Below are 17,516 nucleotides of genomic sequence, written 5' to 3'. Positions count from 1 at the left end.
CACGGAGCATTTCCCATGAGCAAGGCCATCAGCATCGACTTCGTATCCGACGTGGTCTGCCCCTGGTGCGCGGTCGGGCTGGGCGCGCTGCAGCAGGCCATCGCCAACCTCGGCGAGGAGGTGGAGGTCACGCTCGCCTTCAAGCCCTTCGAGCTGAACCCGGACATGCCGCCGGAAGGCCAGGACATCGTCGAGCACATCCAGCAGAAGTACGGCAGCACGCCGGAGCAGGTGGCGGCCAACCGCGAGCACATCCGCCAGCGCGGCGCCGAGGTGGGTTTCCGCTTCGAGATGCAGGCACGCGGGCGCATCTACAACACCTTCGACGCCCATCGCCTGCTGCACTGGGCCGAGCTGGAAGGCCGCCAGCTGGCGCTCAAGCAGGGCCTGCTGGCCGCCTACTTCAGCGAGGGGCGCAACCCCAGCGACCGCGCGGTGCTGGTGGAGGTGGCCGCAGCCGCCGGGCTGGACGCCGAGGCGGCACGGGAGGTGCTGGAGTCCGGCCGCTTCGCCGAGGAGGTGCGCGAGGAGGAGAACTTCTACACCAGCCACGGCATCCGCTCGGTGCCGTCGGTGATCCTCAACGGCCGCCACCTGATCAGCGGTGGCCAGCCGGCGGAGTATTTCGAACAGGCGATCCGCCAGCTCGTCGCCGCGGAATAAAGGGCCAGCGCGAGGCGGGTGCGAGCAATGCGGCGCACCCGCCATTGATTTTCTAGACAGTCGGTCTAATATCCCCCCGCCATGACCGATTCCACACCCACGCCCCGTCGCGGCCGACCGCCCAAGGTCAATCGCGACAACCCCGACACCCGTGACGCCCTGGTGCGTTGCGGCACCGAGATCCTCACCGAGCAGGGCTTCCTCAGCACCGGCATCGATACCGTGCTGAGCCGCGTCGGCGTGCCCAAGGGCTCGTTCTACCACTACTTCCAGAGCAAGGAGGACTTCGGCCACGCGGTGCTGGCGAACTACGCCGGCTACTTCGCGCGCAAGCTCGACCGCTGCCTGCTGGACGCATCGCGACCGCCGCTGGCGCGCATCGCGGCCTTCGTCGAGGACGCCAAGGCCGGCATGCAGCGCTTCGAGTACCGCCGTGGCTGCCTGGTGGGCAACCTGGGCCAGGAAGTGACCCAGCTGCCGGAGGCCTTCCGCGAGTCCCTGGAGGCCATCCTGCTCAGTTGGCAGCAGCGCCTGGCGCTGTGCCTGGAGGCGGCCAAGGCCGAGGGCGAGCTGGCTCCGGACACGGATTGCGAGCGCTGGGCCGCATTTTTCTGGATCGGCTGGGAAGGCGCCGTGCTGCGCGCCCGGCTGGTACGCGGCAATGCGCCGCTGGACTGCTTCATCCAGGGATTTCTCGCCGGGCTGCCCCGCTAGCCCGTCCCTTTCCATAGGTTCTGCACGAGGAGACACCCGATGTTCAAAGGCATCCTGATCGACAAGGACGACAGCGGCTACCGCGCCAGTTTGGCCGAGCTGGACGAGGCGCAACTGCCCGCGGGCGAGGTCACCGTGAAGGTCGACTACAGCACCCTGAACTACAAGGACGGCCTGGCCATCACCGGCAAGGGCCCGGTGGTGCGCAGCTTCCCCATGGTCGCCGGCATCGACCTGGCCGGCACGGTGGAGGCCAGCGACAGCCCCGCCTTCAAGGTCGGTGACAAGGTGCTGCTCAACGGCTGGGGCGTGGGCGAGACCCACTGGGGCGGCCTGGCCCAGAAGGCGCGTCTCAAGGCCGACTGGCTGATCCCGCTGCCGGCCGGCTTCACCCCGCGCCAGGCGATGGCCATCGGCACCGCCGGCTACACCGCGATGCTTTCGGTGCTGGCCCTGGAGCGCAACGGCGTGACCCCGGACAAGGGCCAGGTGCTGGTGACCGGCGCCAACGGCGGTGTCGGCAGCTTCGCCATCGCCCTGCTCGCCCGCCTCGGCTACCAGGTGGCGGCCTCCACCGGCCGACCGCAGGAAGCGGACTACCTCAAGCGCCTGGGTGCCAGCGAGATCATCGACCGTGCCAGCCTCGCCGAACCCGGCCGCCCGCTGGGCAAGGAGCGCTGGGCCGGCGCCATCGACTCGGTCGGCAGCCACACCCTGGCCAACGTCTGCGCCGGCATCCGCTACGGTGGCGCCGTCGCCGCCTGCGGGCTGGCCCAGGGCATGGACTTTCCCGCCAGCGTCGCGCCCTTCATCCTGCGCGGCGTGACCCTGGCCGGCATCGACAGCGTGATGCGCCCGCGCGCCGACCGCATCGAGGCCTGGGATCGCCTGGCCCGTGACCTCGAGCTGGCGCTGCTGGACGAGATCACCCGCGAGATCGGCCTGGAGGAAGCCCTGCAGGTGGCCCGCGAGCTGCTGGACGGCCAGGTGCGCGGCCGTGTGGTGGTGGACGTCAACCGCTGATCCCGCCGGGTGCCGCCGCCCCGGCGGCACCCTCCCCGGTGCGCGATGCGCCACCCCGATAATCACTATCAAGCCTGATGATTTCTGCCTCGACCGCCGCTTGGCTAATCTGCGCCCATCGCCACGCAGACAGCCGAACAGGAGGGCCGGATGCACACGCCGATCGCAGTCATCGCCCTGCTCGCCACCCTCGCCCTGGCTGGCTGCGCCTCGCCGCAATACAGCGGGGAGACGCCCTACACCGATGCGCAGATCCGCCAGTTCGCCCTGGAGATGTTCGGCAAGAGCGGCCTGCCGCCCGAGCAGCTGGCCAAGGTACGGCGGGCACTGTTGAAACAGGACCAGCGGATGTCCAACGCCATCCGCGACGTGCAGCCCAGCAAAGGCTGAGTCACCCCAGATTGCATGCTCCTCCCATGGCCATCCCCCCCTTTGGCCAATATGCAGCTCGCCCCCCGAGCTGCTTTTTTTTGCCCGCGAATCGGACAGGTCCGATGGGCGGCACGGGACGCCGCAAGCAGAATCGACGGATTGTCATGAACAAGCGTTAGAAAACAGAAAGATTCGGATACATCCAGGCCCCGGTGGCCCTATCCAATCATCGGAGCATGCCGTATGATCGCGCACCTAGTACCTAGCTGTAAGTCAATCCGGCCACTCGCAGGCAGCGCCACCCAGGCGCAACGCGATACCGGTCTCCTCGATGGTTACCTGACCGATGCCCCCGCCACCCACTGGCAACGCATCCGTCCTGGCCTCCCATCCAGAAGTCTGATCAGGACAATCACCGGGCCAGAACCTTGCCCACGATTACAACCTGGCATCCAAAGTACTTGGCTGGCTCGCTCCGCTGACAGGCGGAACTTTCCACCAGCTCATTCGCTCCGATAAGGATCATCCTGTGTGCCCACGGTGGGCGACGGATTCGGAGTTTTATTTCGCGGCCCGATTGCCGCATTTTGCAGGACCTAACAACATGACTATCCATCACCAGGCAGAACAAGCCATCAGCGCACTCACCCGCGCCTTTGCACCGCTCCAGTGCCAGATCAACGCGCCTTCCCGCAAGGGTGGCTTCAGCTTCACCATCGTCAGCGAGTACGGTGTCGCCTGCCACAGCCAGCGCATCTACCCGGAGCAGTACAGCAACTCCAGCCAGCTCCAGCAGGTGATCGACCGCGCCCAGCGCGCCCTCACCGCCTGACGCCCGGCACGTCGACCCAAAGCCCCGCATGAGCGGGGCTTTTTCTTGCCTGCGATTTACCTCGCTCGGTGCCGCCGGGCGTGGTGCATCTTGAGGGAGAATTCGTTCGCGATGGCGCATCTGGCCGGCTCGCGGCCCGGTGCCTGCGCCAGGTCGTCCGCGGCTGAAGCCGCTCCCACGGGGAGGACCTGCAACCGCGGACATCGCTGCGTTGGGCCTCGCGGCGCCAACCTACGCGCGGTGCCAGCCTGTGGGAGCGAATTCATTCGCGATGGAGTGCCCGGCCAGCTCGCGGCCCAGTGCCTGCGTCAGGCTTTTCGCGGCTGAAGCCGCTCCCACGGGGAGGGCCTGCAACTGCGGATGTCGATGCGTTGGGCCTCGCGGCGCCAACCTACACGCGGTGCCAATTTGTGGGAGCGAATTCATTCGCGATGGAGTACCCGGCCAGCTCGCGGCCCAATGCATGCGACAGGTCTTTCGCGGCTGAAGCCGCTCCCACAGGGCCTGCAATTGCGGATGTCGCTGCGTTGGGCCTCGCGGCGCCAACCTACACGCAGTGCCCTACCCGTTCACCACGATGCCGCCATTCACGTGCAGCACCTGGCCGCTGACGTAGGCCGAGTCCGCGCTCGCCAGGTAGACGTAGGCCGGTGCCACGTCCGCCGGCTGGCCGGGGTGGCCCAGCGGGGTGTCGGCACCGAAATGGCCGACCTTCTCGGCATCGAAGGTGGAAGGGATCAGCGGCGTCCAGATCGGCCCCGGGGCCACGGCGTTGACGCGGATGGCGCGCTTGGCCAGGTTCAGCGCCAGGGAGCGGGTGAAGGAGGTGATCGCCCCCTTGGTGGAGGAATAGTCCAGCAGGGTCGGGTTGCCCTTGTAGGCCGTCACCGAGGTGGTGTTGATGATGCTGGCGCCCGGGCGCAGGTGCGGCAGCGTCGCCTTGGTCAGCTGGAACATGCCGAAGATGTTGGTGCGGAAGGTCTTCTCCCACTGCGCCTCGCTGATGTCCTCCAGGCGCTCCTGCGGGTGCTGCTCGCCGGCATTGTTGACCAGCACATCCACCCGGCCCCACTTGGCGATCACCGCCTCCAGGACCGTGCGACAGAACCCGCCATCGGCCACGTCGCCGGCGAACAGCAACGCCTCGCGCCCTGCCGCCTGCACTTCCAGGCGGGTCTGTTCGGCATCCTCCACCTCGTCCAGGTAAAGCACCGCGACATTGGCGCCTTCACGGGCGTAGTGCACCGCCACGGCGCGGCCGATGCCGCTGTCGGCGCCGGTGACGATCGCGGTCATGCCCTCCAGCTTGCCGGCCGCCTGGTAGTACTCGCCGATGGTCAGCGGCTGCGGCCGCATCTCCGTCTCCTGGCCCGGCTGCCGGTCCTGGTGCTGGGGTGGAAGGGTCTGTTCGTCGCTCATGGTCGTCTCCCGAGTCGGTGGCCTGTTATTCAACAGGACTGGCCCCGCGCCAGGCGGTTCAGGAAAATCCACCCAGCGGCGTCAATCCCCGGGCTCGGCTTGCAGGCGGTCCCACATGGCGCGGGTGATGCGTTGACGGGCGAGGTAGTCGTGCCAGGGGTCGCGCTGCAGGCTGTCGAGGCGTTGGCGCAGCGTGGCCAGGGTCCATTGCGCCGACCCCTTGAGGCGCTCCAGTTCATCGCGCTCGATGGGCACCGACACCGGCAGGCCCGGCCGCGCCCGAACCGAATAGGCACAGACGGTACTGGCGCCACGCTGGTTGCGCAGGTAGTCGACGAAGATGCGCCCGACACGGTTCTTCGGCCCCATCCTGTCGACGAAGCGCTCCGGCAACTGGCGCGCGAGGAAGGAGGCGATGGCCTTGCCGAAACCCTTCACCTCGTCCCAGCCGGCATGCCGCGCCAACGGGACGATCAGGTGCATGCCCTTGCCGCCACTGGTCTTCAGCCAGGCCTGGAGGCCCAGTTCGTCGAGCACGGAAAGGGTCAGCCGCGTGGCCTCCTGCATGGTCTTCCAGGGCAGCTTGGGGTCCGGGTCGAGATCGAGGATCAGGCGGTCCGGCCGTTCGATGCGGTCGCTGGTGGCGCCCCAGGTGTGCAGCTCGATGGCGCCCATCTGCACCGCGCCCACCAGGGCCTCCAGCGTGTCGATCTCCATCAGCCGCGCGTGCCCAGGGTCCAGTTCCGGGTCGAGGTGACGAATATTGGGGATCGCCAGGCGCTCGGCGTGCTTCTGGAAGAACAGCTCGCCCCCGACACCCTCCGGCGCCCGCAGCAGCGACACCGGGCGCCCCTTCAGGTGCGGCAGCACCCACTCGGCGACATCCGCGTAGTAACGCGCCAGTTCCAGCTTCTGGGTGCCGCTCTGGTCATCGATGACCCGCTGCGGGTGGCTGATGGAGACCTTGGCCAGTGTCTGGCGCCCGCCCTTGCCGGCCTTTTCGGCGGCGGGCTCGGGCGCCATCTTCGACGAGGCCGCGCTGCGTGGCTGCTCGCGGACGATCTGCTCCGCCGGCTTGTCGCTGCGCAGGGCGACGAACGCGGCCTGGCGCACGATGGCATCGCCCGTCCACTCGGCGAACTCCACCTCGGCCACCAGTTGCGGCTCCACCCAGCGCACGCCCCGGCGCTGGGCCGCCGGCAGGGCCCTGGTCAGCGGGCTGTCATCCCGGGCGATGGCCTGCAGGCGGCCATGGATATCGGCCAGCCGCGCCTCGTCGAAGCCGGTGCCGACGCGCCCGGCATAGCGCAGCTCCTCACCACCCGGCTCGTCATGGACGGCCAGCAGCAAGGCGCCGAACCCGCGGCGGCTGCCCTTGGGCGCGGTGTAGCCGACGATCACGAACTCCTGGCGCCGGCGGCACTTGAGCTTGATCCAGTCCGGGCTGCGCGCCGAGCGATAGGGGCTTCCCGCGCGCTTGCCGATCACCCCTTCCAGGGACATGGAACAGGCACTCTCCAGGATCGACTCGTGGCTGGCGGAAAAAGCTTCGGAGAAGCGCAGCAGGCTGCGCCGCTGGCCCTTGAGCGCCTTCTCCAGGGCGGCACGGCGCTCCTCCAGGGGCAGCTGGCGCTGGTCACGGCCATCGAGGAAAGGCGCATCGAACAGGTAGTAGAGAATGCTGTGGCTGCGGCCGATATCGAAGGCGTTCTGCAGGCCCTGGAAGCTCGGCAGGCCGTCCTCGTCGAGCACCACCACCTCGCCGTCCAGCCAGCTGTCGCCCAGTTCCAGCGCCGCCAGGTCGCGGGCCTGCAGGGGCAGGCGCGCGGTCCAGTCGTTGCCGTTGCGGGTGAACAGCCGCACCTCGCCGTCGCGGATGCGGGCGAGGATGCGATAGCCGTCGAACTTGATCTCGTAGCGCCAGTCCCCCGAGGGCGGCGCATCCACCAGCGTCGCCAATTGCGGCGCCAGGCTGTCGGGCATGCGCTCCTCGCTCGCCGCAGCCTTGCGTGCCTTGCCGCCAGCCTTCGCGGCGCGCCGGGTGGCACCCGGCCGGGCGGCCGGCGCGTCGCTGCCGACGTCGGCCCCGCTGAGCACGCTGGCCGGCTCGGCGGAAACGATGTCGTACTCCTCCGCCGGGCGCGCCACCTCGTCGTCCTGCTTGATCAACAGCCACTGCTCCTTGTCGCCGCTGCCGCGCAGGCGGGTGCGCACCAGGCTCCAGTCGCCACCGAGCTTCTCGCCCACCAGGGTGAAGGTCAGCCTGCCGGCCTCGTAGGCGGCCTTGGGATCGCCATGGGGCTGCCAGATGCCGCGATCCCAGACGATCACATCCCCCGCGCCGTATTGCCCGGCGGGAATGCTGCCCTCGAAATCGGCATAGCCCAGCGGATGGTCCTCGACGTGCACGGCCAGGCGCTTGTCCCTGGGGTCGAGGCTCGGGCCCTTGGGCACTGCCCAGCTCTTCAGGGTGCCGTCCAGCTCGAGGCGGAAGTCATAGTGCAGGTGACGGGCATCATGCTTCTGGATCACGAAGCCGAGGGCACCGGCCTTGCTGCGCCCACGGGGCCGCGCCTCTTCGCGAGGTTCGGAGGTGAGGTCGAAATTGCGCTTGCGGTTGTAGTCGCTGGAACGGCGGGCCATGGCGGACACCTCGGCAGGGATGCGGACTCAACCGGCCTTGGCCTTGGTCCGCGTGGGCTTGTCTCGGGTCTTGCGCGCCGGCTTGGCAGCGCCCTTGGCCGCCTTGGCCCTGGCCTCGGGCCTGGCGTCGGGCTTGCCGCCCAGGCTGCGCTTGAGCAGGTCGGTGAGGTCGATGACGTCGGCGCTGCGCCGCTCCTCCTCGCCGCCCGCCGCCTCCACCGCCTCGATATGGCCCTGGCTGGCCTTGCGCTCCACCAGCTCCATGATGCGGTCGGTGAAGGTGTCCACGTAGTCCTCCGGCTGCCAGTCCGCGCTCATGTCCTTGATCAAGCGCTTGGCCATGTCCAGCTCGGCCTTGGCCAGCTTGGCCTCGGTCACCGCGCTGCCCAGCTCCAGGCTCTCCAGGCCGCGCACCTCGGCGGGCCAGCGCAGCATCACCAGCACCAGGGCCGACTCCAGCGGCATCAGCGCCGCCAGGTGCTGGCGGGTATGCAGCACCACGTTGGCCAGGGCCACCTTGCCGGTGCCGGCGAGCGCCTCGCGCAGCAGGGCGTAGACCTTCTCGCCACGCTTGACCGGCGCCAGGTAATAGGGGGTATCTATGTTCTGCAGGGGGATGGTGGCGCTGTCGACGAAGGCGAAGATATCGATGGTCTGGGTCGCTTCCGGGTGGGCGGCGCGGATCTCCTCCTCGCTGATCACCACGTAGCGGCCCTTCTCCAGCTCCACGCCCTTGACGATGTCGTCCTTGGTCACTTCCTTGCCGGTGCGCTTGTTGATGCGCTTGTAGCCCACCGGGTCCATGCTGCGCTTGTCCAGCCAATCGAAGTCCACCCCCTGGGAGGATGTGGCCGAAACCAGCCCCACGGGGATATGCACCAGGCCGAAACTGATGGCGCCCTTCCAGATCGCACGTGCCATGGGTCACCTCGCGGGCGCGGTCAGAGCGCCACGCCGTCGCTGTAGATCACGCTGCCTTCCACGGTGATGTCGCGGATCTGCCGCAGCATGTTGTCGGCGGCGGTCTCCGCCTCGTTCTCGCACACGCAGCCCGGTGCCACCACCCAGAGCACCCGCACGCCGGCGCCCTCGCGCTTGGGCTGGTACTCGATCAGGCCGATGTAGCTCTGCCCTTCCTTCATGGCATCGGTCCACGCGGTGCAGTGCTTGAAGTCTCGGAACATGGCGAAAGGCTCCTTGTTGCTGGCTGCCACACAAGATTCTGAGTCGCGACGACGGAAAAGAGTTTCGCCTATCGCCTGTAGCGTCGTTCCAGACGCGACACCAGGTGCGGAACCAGGTTGAGGATCACCAGCGCCACCAGCGTCGCCAGCACCGCCGTGGCTTCGCGCCCCAGGCCTACCGTGACGCCGATGGCCGTGGTCAGCCAGAGGCCGGCGGCGGTGGTCAGGCCCTTCACCTCGGCCACGCTGTCGCGCTTGAGGATGGTGCCGGCACAGAGGAAGCCGATGCCGGCGACGATGCCCTGGATCACCCGGCTGAGCGCATCGGATTCGGCCCCCGCCATCTGCGGCGCCAGGACGAAGAGTGCGGCGCCCAGTGCCACCAGCATGTGGGTGCGGATGCCGGCCGCCTTGCCGTGCTGCTCGCGCTCGAAGCCGAGCAGGCCGCCCAGCAGCGCGGCCAGCAACACCCGCAGTGTCACGCGGGTCGCCTGGGTCGGGTCGTCGAGGTCGGAGAACTCGTTGGCCAGCGTCGCCAGCACCTGGTCCCACCAGGTCACGACCCAACGCGCTCCAGCACGGCATTGGCGGGCGTGTAGCGGCAGGCACCGCAACGTGCGCAGACCTGGCACAGCAAGTCTTCCTTGCCGATGTGCACCGAGGTGCTGGGCGACCAGGAACAACCACCGATCAGACAGAAGAGCGTCATGTCACCTCCACCGGCAGGGTGCCGTATGAAACCGGACTCATCTTTTTCGACGGGGCTGCCCCTCGAAAGGTTTGCTCTTTTTTCCCGCCAGGCCACGACACATGCCGCACGGGGCGATTGGCTGAACCAATGCAGCGGGGGGCAGGGTCTAGATGCAACGCCCCCCGCCACCCAACGAGGACCCCTGATGAAGAACCTCGAAACCCCCGCCTGCAAGGTCGCCCTGTTCGGCGCGCTCGGCAGCCTGGGCAGCGCACTGATGGTCGAGGCCCTGGGCCGTCAATGGGAAACGATGGCGCTGCTCGACGACCTCAACGCCATCCCCTCGCGGCCCGGCATCCGCGCCAAGCCCGGCGATCCGTTCGACGCCCTCGGCGTCAGCCACGCGGTGGCGGGGATGGACCTGGTGCTGTGCAACCTGTGCAGCCAGCCGCTGCTCGCCGCACGCCGCCATGGCCCCGGCTTCGATGTGGAGTTCAGCGCCATCACCGCCCTGCTCGACGGCCTGGCCGTGGCCGGCGTCAAGCGCCTGGTGGTGATCGCCGACTTCCACTGGCTCGACGAGGAATCGGGCCACCCCGCCGAGCCCGGCGAGCAGTTGCAACGGCGCCTGATGGACAGCGACATCGGCTGGACCCTGGTGGACGCACCAGGCATCGGTGGCGACGACCTGTTCGGCCTGGACGACTTCCTCGAACCCGCCCACGGCAGCGAGCCGGGCGCCGTGAGCGCCCTGCGCCGCTTCGCCGCTGCGGTACTGGATGAAGCGCGCCTGGCCGCGCACCTGCGCCAGCGCGTGCACGTCCAGCTGGAACACGGGGCGACTCGCGCCGCCCCGTGATGGCCGGTGCTAGGCCGGCACCGCCTTGGCCCTGGGTTCCCGTGCCCAGACCCGGTGCTTGGCGATGGCCTCGAACAGCGGCTTGGCGACATCCTTGGCGGCGGCACCACTGAGCAGGCCCTCGTCCGCCTCCAGGTGCAGCTGCCTGGCCAGGTCGCCCGCCGCCCCGCACAGCGCGATGGCCTTGAGGTGCTTGTAGGCCTCCTGCAGGTAGTGCAGCGCATCGCCATCCCCGCCGAAGGTTTTCGCCGCACTGTCCCCCCCCGGCACGAACACCGCATCGAAGGCGATGGAGGGCAAGCCGGCGATGGTGGCGTCGGGCACCAGCTGCTTGCCCTCCGCCGTTTTAACCGGCGCCGAGCTGGGGGCCAGCAACTTGGCGCTGGCGCCGGCCTTTTTCAGCTCGCCCTGGATGAACTTCACATCGCTGCCCTGCACGCCGTTGGCGATCAGGATCGCCACCTTGCGCGACTTGATATTGCCGGGCAGCAGGTTCATCTGGCTCAGTGCGGGCGAGGCCTTGAGGCCGATCTCCGGCACCTGCACCGTGGGCCCCTGGGGCGGCGTGAGGCCCAGGTTCTCCGCCACCTGCCGGGCCAGGTCGAGGTCGATATTGGCGAGGATTTCCTTCACCTGGCGCTCGCGGATGTGCACCCGATCCACCTTGCCCAGCTCGAAGCTGTAGGCGGCGACCACATGGCCTTTCTCCGTCTCGCTCAGGCTGTTGTAGAACAGCCGGGCCTGGGAGAAGTGGTCGGCGAATGAGTCGGCGCGCTTGCGCAGCTTGGTGCCCGACAGCGGTTCGGGGTAGCTGCTGAAACCGCCATGGCGCGGCGCCGGCGGCGTCTCCTTCGGCCAGCCGCCGTCGATGGAGTTGGGCTCGTAGGCGGCGCGCCCCTTGTTCACCGTCTGCCGGTGCTGGGCGTCGCGCTGGTTGTTGTGGAACGGGCACAACGGGCGGTTGATGGGCAGCTCGTTGAAGTTCGGCCCGCCGAGCCGTGAGAGTTGCGTGTCGGTGTAGGAGAACAGCCGCCCCTGCAGCAGCGGGTCGTTGCTGAAGTCGATGCCGGGCACCAGGTGGCCCGGGTGGAAAGCGGCCTGCTCGGTCTCGGCGAAGAAGTTGTCCGGGTTGCGGTTGAGCACCATGCGCCCCACCTTGCGCACCGGCACCAGCTCCTCGGGCACCAGCTTGGTGGGGTCGAGCAGGTCGAAGTCGAACTTATGCTCGTCCTCCTCGGGGATCACCTGCAGGCCCAGCTCCCATTCCGGGTAGTCGCCCTTCTCGATGTCTTCCCAGAGGGTGCGACGCTGGAAGTCCGGGTCCTTGCCGGCGAGCTTCTGCGCCTCGTCCCAGACCAGCGAATAGACGCCCGACACCGGCCGCCAGTGGAACTTGACGAACACGCTGCGCCCTTCGGCATTGATCAGGCGGAAGGTGTGCACGCCGAAGCCCTGCATGCCCCGGTAGGCCACCGGGATGGCGCGGTCGGACATGGTCCAGAGCACCATGTGCGCGGACTCGGGCACCAGGGAGACGAAGTCCCAGAAGGTGTCGTGGGCCGAGGCGCCGGTGGGGATCTCGTTGTGCGGCTCGGGCTTCACCGCATGGACGAAGTCGGGGAACTTGATGGCGTCCTGGATGAAGAACACCGGCATGTTGTTGCCCACCAGATCGAAGTTGCCTTCGTCGGTGTAGAACTTCACTGCGAAGCCGCGCACGTCGCGCACGGTATCGGCGGAGCCACGCGGGCCCTGCACGGTGGAGAAGCGCACGAACACCGGGGTCTTCTTCCCCGGCTCGTTGAGGAAGTCGGCCTTGGTCAGCTCGGCCAGCGGCTCGTAGACCTGGAAATAGCCGTGGGCCGCTGCGCCACGCGCATGGACGATGCGCTCGGGGATGCGCTCGTGGTCGAAGTGGGTGATCTTCTCGCGCAGGATGAAATCTTCCAGCAGCGAGGGGCCGCGTTCGCCGGCCTTCAGGCTGTTCTGGTTGTCGGCGATGCGCGTGCCGGTGTTGGTGGTCAGCGCCTCGTCGGTGGCGTCCTCGCGGAACTCGTCCAGCTGCTCGAGCTTGCGGTTGCTGTTCTCACGGTCGGGGGTGTCGGTACCGGCGAGCTGGCTGCCGGTCTTCTTTTCGGTGGGCATGGGGCTGTCTCCTGGCGACATATGGCGCCCATTCAGGCGCCCAATCTGGCAACGCGTTGCGCGTGCTCGGTGAATCACGGCGTGGTGCAGCAGGGTGGGGAGCGGCGGCCGCATGCCGCCGCTCCCCGTTGGGCGTCAGTCACTGCTGCTGCTATTGCTGTGGCTGCGCTGTCCTCCCTTGCGGCCGGCCGCGGATGCGCGCGCCGGATCGTTCCTGAAATTGCCGCCACTTACATGTCCGCCCTTCTTGCCGGCTTCGGATGCGCGTTGCGGGTCTTCTGCGAAGTTGCCTTTGCCACCTCGGTGTTGAGCCATTGCACGAGTCCTCTCTGGTCATTGATCTGACGTTGTCGTGGAGCAGACGCCAGTCCGGCGCCTACTAGGTCTGAGGGCACCACTGCGCAGAGGTTCTATCTATTTGCGCCTCGCGGCGCCGGGGCGCAGGCGCCGATTGAGCGGCTCAATGGCGCGCCAGGAGAGGCCGATAGGCATGTGCAATCACCGGCGCTGCCGCCAAATAACCGCCAGGCTTTTTTTCACCCGCGCAAGCCGATGTAAACAGGGGCGATTTCGGGTCGCCCCGGGCTCTGGGCCGTTGGCCAGCATTTACGCGCGGCACTGAGGGTTTAAGGTGAAACGCATCGAGACACCGCGACGGAAATCCCATTCACTCCAGCGATCCGAGGTGGCTGCCGTGCCTAGAAGCCAGCCCAGTGCCCAGGAAATCGAAAAGCGCTTCAACCAGCGCCTGCAGCCGTTCCACCATGGCCACTGCGTGGTGGAAGCGGACGGCACCCTGACCATCCGCCTGCAGGACGGCGACCGCCAGCTGACGGTGGTGGGCATCACGCGTGAAACCTATGCCGACCGCGAGGCTCTATTCGAACTGGGGCCCACGCTGCTCGAAGAGTGGCAGGCCCTCAGGCCATGACCCGACGGAGCCCGACCATGAATCCAGCCGCCCCGGAACCGATCAGCTCCCCTCTGCCCGAGGACGCCCGCCACTTCCTCCGCGACGTCGAGGCGGCCCTGGTCGACCAGGCCTTGCCGCTGTTCGAGGAAGCGGCACGCCACGCCCGCCGTGGCGGCATCGAAGTGACCGTGGAGATGGACAGCAGCGACCCGCTGCAACCCCAGCTGCGCCTCGCCGCAAGCAACCCGGGGACGCGCACCAGCAGCTACCGGATCATCGCCGACGTGGGCAACCGGGGCGTGGTGCGCGAGGAGCTCTATGCCTGCAACGACGAGACCCGCACCCTCCCCGCCCAACTGGCCTCGATCAACGAAACGGTGATCGACACCCGCCTCGCCGCCTTCTTTCTCAAGGCCTTCGCCCTGCCCCTGGACTACGTCACCGAACGCCGCCAGGCGGGGTTCTGGTAGGGCGGTCGCACCGCCCGCCAAGCAACCTGCCTGCGGGTGGTCCGCGTGGTGGACGGGGGAAGCGTCGTCCACCCTACCGCTGCCTCTCACCCATGAGCTCGCTCTCACACAGGGGTGTAGGGTGGAGGTCGCTTTTTACCTCCACCTGGCGGTGTCGCAGGTGAGCCCGATGGTTGAGCGACAGGCAGGTCGGGTGAACCCGGCGCGCGGTGCCCTCTCGATCGCGAATGAATTCGTTCCTACACAGAGCGGCGGCGCTGCGCGTCGCCTGGCGACTGACGTCGCCCCTACACAGACAGCGTGATCCACCTGCCAGGGCATGTTCGAGCTGCGAAGGGTGGACGGGTGGAGCGTCGTCCACCCTACGAGTCAGCCCCCTGCTCTGCTCCGGTCAATCCCGGTTGGTGGGCACCTTCCAGATGTCGGCGGCGTATTCGCCGATGGTGCGGTCCGAGGAGAACCAGCCGGCGCGGGCGGTGTTGAGCACCGCGGACTTCCACCATTGCGCGGGCTTCTGCCAGGCGGCGTCGACGCGGCGCTGGGCGTGCCAGTAGGCGTCGAAGTCGGCGCAGACCATGAAGCGGTCATCGCGCACCAGGTGTTCCACCAGGGCTTCGTAGCGCTGCGGGTCGTCCGGCGAGAAGACGCCACGCCGCACCGCCTCCAGGGCGCCGGCCAGGCGTTCGGACCCGGCCACCACGGCACTCATGTCCAGCTCGCCGGCGCGCTTGCGCTGCTCCACCTGGGCAGCGGTCATGCCGAAGATGAACATGTGCTCGGCACCGATCAGCTGGCTCATCTCGACGTTGGCGCCATCCAGGGTGCCGATGGTCAGCGCGCCGTTGAGGGCGAACTTCATGTTGCTGGTGCCGGATGCTTCCAGGCCGGCGGTGGAGATCTGCTCGGAGAGGTCCGCCGCCGGGATGATCACCTCCGCCAGGCTGACGTTGTAGTTGGGGATGAACACCACCTTGAGCAGCCCGCGCACGGTCGGGTCGGCGTTGATGGTGCGGGCGATGTCGTTGGCCAGCTTGATGATCAGCTTGGCCTGGTGGTAGCTGGCGGCGGCCTTGCCGGCGAAGATCTTCACCCTGGGCACCCAGTCGGTGGTCGGCTCGTTGCGGATGGCCTGGTACAGCGCCACGGTGTGCAGCAGGTTGAGCAACTGGCGCTTGTATTCGTGGATGCGCTTGACCTGCACGTCGAAGATCGCCTCGGTGTCGAGGTGGATGCCCAGGCGCTCCTGCACCAGGCTCGCCAGGGCGCGCTTGCTGTGCTGGCGGTGGGCGGCGAACAGCTTGCGGAAGCCGGCCTTGTCGGCGTGCGGTTCGAGATCGCGAAGGCGCTCCTCCGGCGCATCCAGCAGGTCCTCGCCCAAGGCATCGACCAGGGAGCCGGTGAGCAGCGGGTTTACCTGGTAGAGCCAGCGGCGGAAGGTCACGCCATTGGTCTTGTTGCTGATGCGCTGCGGGTAGAGCCGATGCAGGTCGCGGAACACCGTTTCGCGCATCAGGTCGGTGTGCAGCGCCGAGACGCCGTTGATGCTGTGGGAGCCGAGGAAGGCCAGGTTGCCCATGCGCACGCGGCGACCGTGGTCCTCCTCGATCAGCGACACCGAGCGCAGCAGGTTGAAATCATGGATGTCCTGCGCCCGGAGCGAGTCGATGTGGAAGGCGTTGATCAGGTAGATGATCTGCATGTGCCGCGGCAGCAGGCGCTCCATCAGCGATACCGGCCAGGATTCCAGGGCCTCCGGCAGCAGCGTGTGGTTGGTGTAGGACAGCGTCGCCACGGTCATGCCCCAGGCTTCGTTCCAATCGATGCGGTAGACGTCGACCAGCTGGCGCATCAGCTCGGCCACGGCGATGGCCGGGTGGGTGTCGTTGAGCTGGATGGCGGCCTTGTCCGGCAGCGAGCGGATGTCGCCATGGGCGGCCATGTGGCGGTGCAGCAGGTCCTGCAGCGAGGCGGAAACGAAGAAGTATTCCTGGCGCAGGCGCAGTTCCTGGCCGGCTTCGGTGCTGTCGGCCGGGTACAGCACGCGCGAGATGCTCTCGGCGCGCACCACGTCGGCCACGGCGCCGAAGTGGTCACCGGCGTTGAAGCGCTCCAGCTGCAGGTCTTCCATGGCGCGGGCGCGCCACAGCCGCAGCGTGTTGACGCTGGAACCGCGCCACCCCACCACGGGGGTGTCGTAGGCGATGGCGCGCAGTGTCTCGTTGGGCTCCCAGGTCAGCCGCGGCATCTCGCCGCCGTCATCCTCGGTGCGCACGCTGCCGCCGAAACCGATGTTGTAGCTGACCTCGGGGCGCTCGAACTCCCAGGGGTTGCCGAAATCCAGCCAGGTCTCGGTGTGCTCCTGCTGCCAGCCATCGCTGACCACCTGCTTGAACAGGCCGTGCTCGTAGCGGATGCCGTAGCCGTGGGCAGCGAGGCCCAGGGTCGCCATGCTTTCCATGAAGCACGCGGCCAGGCGCCCGAGGCCGCCGTTGCCGAGGGCCGCGTCGGGCTCGACCTGGCGGACGGTCTCCAGGTCCACGTCCAGTTCGGCGAGTGCCGCGCGGGCGGTCTCCAGCAGGCCGAGGTTGCTCAGGCAATCCACCAGCAGGCGGCCGATGAGGAACTCCAGGGACAGGTAGTACACGCGCTTGTGCTGCTTGCGGTCGACCTGCGCCTCGGTCTCTTCCCAGTTGTCCACCAGGTGGTCGCGCGCGGCCAGGGCGACGGCCTCGAACCAGTCATGGCTGTAGGCATTGCGCGGGTCCTTGCCCACGGCGTACTTGAGCTTGGCGAGGATGTTCTGCTTGAACGCCTCGACCGGGGTCGGGCCGGCCGCTGCGCGGGTTTGCTCGGTGGACATGTGTTGCTCCTTGCCCGGTGGTGGATGGCGGACGTGGCACGGGCGGCGTGCCCGGCGCCCCGTGCCCTTCAGCTGAACTGGGCGTCGTTCTGCGCCAGGCGCAGCTGGCGCGCCGCGTCTCCCACGGCGGGCGGGATGGCGGTGGAGCGCAGGGTCTCCAGGCTCACGCCGCCCATGCGCTGCTCGATGAACTGCCGCTTCGCGCGCCAGGCGCCTTCATCGCGGATGAGGTCGAGCAGGTCGTGCCCGGCGAGGGTGAGCCCCTTGGCGATCATCACCGGATCGCCGTTCCAGGGGTGGTGCGGCGTGCACTCGGCCAGCCCCGCCTGGCACATCAGGTGCAGGTTGTGGCTGACCATCTCCAGCCCGTGGCCGGCGAGCGGCTGCGGGTGGAAGTGCTGGCCATGGCCGAGCGCCTCGATCTCCAGCAGCAATGCGCGGATCAGCTCCCAATCTCTTTTCATGTCACCTCGTCCTTCTGCCCAGTCTGCTGATCGGATACGGGAAAGCGGCCTGCGCCGAAACCCGGAGCGGCCCACGCAAGGAGCGTGCAGGTGCACGCCGGGCCGCGATTTCCTCATAGGGAGTGAGTCCGCCGGGAGGCGCCGGGAGTTCAACCTAATCGTGCATTACGCACGCCGCACCGCGACCGCCGGTCATGCTCGGGGGGCAAAAAACCTGAACTCTGCCCCGTGCCGCCATTCAGAAATCCTGAGGGCTCCGCAGCG

General features: G+C 68.0%; 18 protein-coding genes. 8 read left to right on the top strand and 10 right to left on the bottom strand.

All coding sequences use genetic code 11. From position 1 onward, the window contains the following. The first annotated feature begins 15 nt into the window (after positions 1–15). The 5 genes from ACYJSS_RS01830 to ACYJSS_RS01810 all read left to right on the top strand — a co-directional run bounded on the left by ACYJSS_RS01830 (position 16) and on the right by ACYJSS_RS01810 (position 3,604). Entirely contained in the window at positions 16–663 is a 648-nt protein-coding gene (locus tag ACYJSS_RS01830) for a DsbA family oxidoreductase (RefSeq protein ID WP_236205966.1), read from the top strand. Between the two features lie 81 nt (positions 664–744). Beyond that, complete coding sequence (gene acuR, locus ACYJSS_RS01825) at positions 745–1,377, top strand: acrylate utilization transcriptional regulator AcuR (protein ID WP_111259978.1); 633 nt, start codon at positions 745–747, stop codon at positions 1,375–1,377. A gap of 39 nt (positions 1,378–1,416) precedes the next feature. After that, positions 1,417–2,400, top strand: a complete 984-nt coding sequence (gene acuI, locus ACYJSS_RS01820) for an acrylyl-CoA reductase (NADPH) (protein ID WP_236205967.1) — start codon at positions 1,417–1,419, stop codon at positions 2,398–2,400. Positions 2,401–2,550: 150 nt separating this feature from the next. Further along, positions 2,551–2,790: a hypothetical protein gene (locus ACYJSS_RS01815; RefSeq protein WP_111259976.1), complete on the top strand. Its 240-nt coding sequence runs from the start codon at positions 2,551–2,553 to the stop codon at positions 2,788–2,790. A gap of 586 nt (positions 2,791–3,376) precedes the next feature. Continuing rightward, the gene (locus ACYJSS_RS01810; RefSeq protein ID WP_111259975.1) at positions 3,377–3,604 is read left to right on the top strand and encodes a hypothetical protein; all 228 of its coding nucleotides are present in this window, start codon (positions 3,377–3,379) and stop codon (positions 3,602–3,604) included. A 561-nt stretch (positions 3,605–4,165) separates the two neighbouring features. Here ACYJSS_RS01810 and ACYJSS_RS01805 read toward each other — a convergent pair. From ACYJSS_RS01805 to ACYJSS_RS01780, 6 genes are all read right to left on the bottom strand, one after another. Beyond that, positions 4,166–5,023 carry an SDR family oxidoreductase gene (locus ACYJSS_RS01805; protein WP_111259974.1) on the bottom strand — a complete coding sequence of 286 codons (858 nt, stop codon included), beginning with the start codon at positions 5,021–5,023 and terminating at the stop codon, positions 4,166–4,168. Positions 5,024–5,104: 81 nt separating this feature from the next. Beyond that, the gene (ligD, locus tag ACYJSS_RS01800) at positions 5,105–7,666 is read right to left on the bottom strand and encodes a DNA ligase D (RefSeq protein ID WP_236205968.1); all 2,562 of its coding nucleotides are present in this window, start codon (positions 7,664–7,666) and stop codon (positions 5,105–5,107) included. A gap of 27 nt (positions 7,667–7,693) precedes the next feature. Further along, positions 7,694–8,587, bottom strand: a complete 894-nt coding sequence (gene ku, locus ACYJSS_RS01795) for a non-homologous end joining protein Ku (protein WP_236205969.1) — start codon at positions 8,585–8,587, stop codon at positions 7,694–7,696. 20 nt (positions 8,588–8,607) lie between these two features. Beyond that, complete coding sequence (locus ACYJSS_RS01790; RefSeq protein ID WP_111259971.1) at positions 8,608–8,850, bottom strand: hypothetical protein; 243 nt, start codon at positions 8,848–8,850, stop codon at positions 8,608–8,610. 68 nt (positions 8,851–8,918) lie between these two features. Continuing rightward, positions 8,919–9,410, bottom strand: coding sequence for an MgtC/SapB family protein (locus tag ACYJSS_RS01785; protein WP_236205970.1), 492 nt, complete (start codon positions 9,408–9,410; stop codon positions 8,919–8,921). Next, positions 9,407–9,559 (bottom strand): PSPA7_2676 family Cys-rich small protein, encoded by a 153-nt coding sequence (locus ACYJSS_RS01780; RefSeq protein ID WP_111260007.1) that lies wholly within the window; start codon positions 9,557–9,559, stop codon positions 9,407–9,409. The genes ACYJSS_RS01785 and ACYJSS_RS01780 overlap by 4 nt, the downstream gene beginning before the upstream one ends. A gap of 187 nt (positions 9,560–9,746) precedes the next feature. Between ACYJSS_RS01780 and ACYJSS_RS01775 the strand changes: the two genes are divergently transcribed. Continuing rightward, positions 9,747–10,400, top strand: a complete 654-nt coding sequence (locus ACYJSS_RS01775) for an NAD(P)-dependent oxidoreductase (RefSeq protein WP_236205971.1) — start codon at positions 9,747–9,749, stop codon at positions 10,398–10,400. Between the two features lie 9 nt (positions 10,401–10,409). Here the strand turns inward: ACYJSS_RS01775 and katE are convergent, their stop codons facing one another. Together katE and ACYJSS_RS01765 are read right to left on the bottom strand one after the other, a co-directional pair. Beyond that, positions 10,410–12,659, bottom strand: a complete 2,250-nt coding sequence (gene katE / locus ACYJSS_RS01770; protein ID WP_236205972.1) for a catalase HPII — start codon at positions 12,657–12,659, stop codon at positions 10,410–10,412. A gap of 21 nt (positions 12,660–12,680) precedes the next feature. After that, positions 12,681–12,860 carry a con-10 family general stress protein gene (locus ACYJSS_RS01765; protein ID WP_111259967.1) on the bottom strand — a complete coding sequence of 60 codons (180 nt, stop codon included), beginning with the start codon at positions 12,858–12,860 and terminating at the stop codon, positions 12,681–12,683. A 379-nt stretch (positions 12,861–13,239) separates the two neighbouring features. On the opposite strand from ACYJSS_RS01765, the gene ACYJSS_RS01760 reads away from it, so the two are divergent. Beyond that, the gene (locus ACYJSS_RS01760) at positions 13,240–13,476 is read left to right on the top strand and encodes a hypothetical protein (RefSeq protein ID WP_236205973.1); all 237 of its coding nucleotides are present in this window, start codon (positions 13,240–13,242) and stop codon (positions 13,474–13,476) included. A 17-nt stretch (positions 13,477–13,493) separates the two neighbouring features. Next, positions 13,494–13,928: a hypothetical protein gene (locus ACYJSS_RS01755; protein WP_236205974.1), complete on the top strand. Its 435-nt coding sequence runs from the start codon at positions 13,494–13,496 to the stop codon at positions 13,926–13,928. 391 nt (positions 13,929–14,319) lie between these two features. Here the strand turns inward: ACYJSS_RS01755 and ACYJSS_RS01750 are convergent, their stop codons facing one another. Both ACYJSS_RS01750 and ACYJSS_RS01745 read right to left on the bottom strand, forming a co-directional pair. Next, positions 14,320–16,788 (bottom strand): glycogen/starch/alpha-glucan phosphorylase, encoded by a 2,469-nt coding sequence (locus ACYJSS_RS01750; RefSeq protein WP_111259964.1) that lies wholly within the window; start codon positions 16,786–16,788, stop codon positions 14,320–14,322. Between the two features lie 68 nt (positions 16,789–16,856). Next, a complete protein-coding gene (locus ACYJSS_RS01745; RefSeq protein WP_236205975.1) occupies positions 16,857–17,252 on the bottom strand; it encodes a DUF2513 domain-containing protein in 396 nt (131 codons plus the stop codon). Between the last annotated feature and the right edge of the window lie 264 nt (positions 17,253–17,516).

The sequence above is a fragment of the Pseudomonas sp. No.21 genome (genome assembly GCF_054558415.1).
The sequence above is the reverse complement of the archived record's forward strand: the minus strand, read 5'-3'. Positions and strand labels throughout refer to the sequence as shown.

Coding starts and splice junctions, on each gene's coding strand:
- ACYJSS_RS01810 (WP_111259975.1), top strand. CDS start 3,377: ATGACTATCCATCACCAGGCAGAACAAGCCATCAGCGCACTCACCCGC.
- ACYJSS_RS01765 (WP_111259967.1), bottom strand. CDS start 12,860: ATGGCTCAACACCGAGGTGGCAAAGGCAACTTCGCAGAAGACCCGCAA.
- ACYJSS_RS01830 (WP_236205966.1), top strand. CDS start 16: ATGAGCAAGGCCATCAGCATCGACTTCGTATCCGACGTGGTCTGCCCC.
- ACYJSS_RS01805 (WP_111259974.1), bottom strand. CDS start 5,023: ATGAGCGACGAACAGACCCTTCCACCCCAGCACCAGGACCGGCAGCCG.
- ku (WP_236205969.1), bottom strand. CDS start 8,587: ATGGCACGTGCGATCTGGAAGGGCGCCATCAGTTTCGGCCTGGTGCAT.
- ACYJSS_RS01780 (WP_111260007.1), bottom strand. CDS start 9,559: ATGACGCTCTTCTGTCTGATCGGTGGTTGTTCCTGGTCGCCCAGCACC.
- ACYJSS_RS01750 (WP_111259964.1), bottom strand. CDS start 16,788: ATGTCCACCGAGCAAACCCGCGCAGCGGCCGGCCCGACCCCGGTCGAG.
- acuR (WP_111259978.1), top strand. CDS start 745: ATGACCGATTCCACACCCACGCCCCGTCGCGGCCGACCGCCCAAGGTC.
- acuI (WP_236205967.1), top strand. CDS start 1,417: ATGTTCAAAGGCATCCTGATCGACAAGGACGACAGCGGCTACCGCGCC.
- katE (WP_236205972.1), bottom strand. CDS start 12,659: ATGCGGCCGCCGCTCCCCACCCTGCTGCACCACGCCGTGATTCACCGA.
- ACYJSS_RS01815 (WP_111259976.1), top strand. CDS start 2,551: ATGCACACGCCGATCGCAGTCATCGCCCTGCTCGCCACCCTCGCCCTG.
- ACYJSS_RS01755 (WP_236205974.1), top strand. CDS start 13,494: ATGAATCCAGCCGCCCCGGAACCGATCAGCTCCCCTCTGCCCGAGGAC.
- ACYJSS_RS01775 (WP_236205971.1), top strand. CDS start 9,747: ATGAAGAACCTCGAAACCCCCGCCTGCAAGGTCGCCCTGTTCGGCGCG.
- ACYJSS_RS01790 (WP_111259971.1), bottom strand. CDS start 8,850: ATGTTCCGAGACTTCAAGCACTGCACCGCGTGGACCGATGCCATGAAG.
- ligD (WP_236205968.1), bottom strand. CDS start 7,666: ATGGCCCGCCGTTCCAGCGACTACAACCGCAAGCGCAATTTCGACCTC.
- ACYJSS_RS01745 (WP_236205975.1), bottom strand. CDS start 17,252: ATGAAAAGAGATTGGGAGCTGATCCGCGCATTGCTGCTGGAGATCGAG.